This window comes from Aeromonas genomosp. paramedia, assembly GCF_023093515.1.
Lineage (GTDB): Bacteria > Pseudomonadota > Gammaproteobacteria > Enterobacterales > Aeromonadaceae > Aeromonas.
Map to the genome: position 1 here is coordinate 1 of NZ_JAAROG010000032.1, position 1,240 is coordinate 1,240.

Annotated in this window: 1 protein-coding gene; it reads left to right on the forward strand. The window is 55.0% G+C overall.

Annotated features, from left to right (window positions below; genetic code table 11):
* Positions 1 to 69: 69 nt before the first annotated feature.
* Positions 70 to 1,232, forward strand: a protein-coding gene (locus HB860_RS21325; protein ID WP_247627886.1) for an IS3 family transposase whose coding sequence is annotated in 2 segments (ribosomal slippage) — positions 70 to 325 and positions 325 to 1,232 — 1,164 coding nt in all. Because the reading frame shifts where the segments join, the coding sequence is not laid out codon by codon here.
* Positions 1,233 to 1,240: the final 8 nt, after the last annotated feature.

Genomic DNA, 1,240 nt, shown 5'->3' on the forward strand with positions numbered 1-1,240 from the left:
GTGTAGTGGTCTAATCGTCCCGGACACCATTTTAGGTGGTACAGTCGCCACCATGACCTGAGGTGTTCAATGACAAGATTACGTCGCTCGTTTACTGCCGAATTCAAACTGGAAGCTGCATCCCTGGTGCTTGACCAGGGGTATTCAGTCCCCGAAGCCAGCCGTTCGCTGGATGTCGGTGAAACCGTACTTCGCCGCTGGGTTCAGCAGCTTCAATCCGAACGCAGTGGCACTACCCCAATCAGCAAAGCGCTGACTCCGGAGCAGCAGAAAATCCAGGAGCTGGAAACCCGTATCAACCGGCTCGAACGTGAAAAGGACATTCTAAAAAAGGCTACAGCTCTCTTGATGGCGGACGAGTTCACACGTACGCGCTGATAGACCGATTAAGGGAGCAAGCCCCCATCACCTTGGTCTGCTGCGCTTTCGATGTTCCCACCTCCTGTTTTTACGATTATCTGGCTCGCAGGCGGACGATTAACCGTGAGCGTATGCAGCAGCGCAGTGAGTTGCGCCGGTTGTTCAAAGCGAGCAGGGACTCGGCAGGCAGCCGCGCCTTGATGTCGATGATGCGGGAGTTGGGGTATCAGATTGGCCGATTCAAAATACGTAACCTGATGAAGGAAGCTGGGTTGGCATCCAAACAGCCGGGCGCACACCGCTATAAGGTGGCACAGTCTGAACGACCGGATATTCCCAATCTGCTGGTCCGCGAATTTGATGTCCAGCAACCCAATCAGATGTGGTGTGGCGATATCACCTACGTTTGGGCGGGTGGTCGTTGGCATTACCTGGCAGCGGTGCTTGACCTGCATACCCGACGGGTTGTGGGGTGGGCGATGTCAGATAAACCAGATGCCGAGCTGGCAGTGAAAGCACTTGAGATGGCGTATCAGCAGCGGGGTTGTCCGTCCGGCGTGCTGTTTCACTCCGACCAAGGCAGCCAATATGGCAGCCGTGCATATCGGCAACGACTGTGGCGCTATCGCATGACCCAGAGTATGAGTCGGCGTGGTAACTGTTGGGATAACGCCCCAATGGAGAGACTGTTCAGGAGCTTGAAGTCAGAGTGGCTCCCGGCAACGGGATACATGAGCCTGCGGGAAGCGAAGCGGGATATCAGTTATTACCTGATGGATTACTACAACTGGCGACGTCCACATCAACACAATGACGGGATACCGCCAGCAAAAGCCGAACATCGGCCTAACCGAGAGTCCGGATTTAGTTGACCACTACA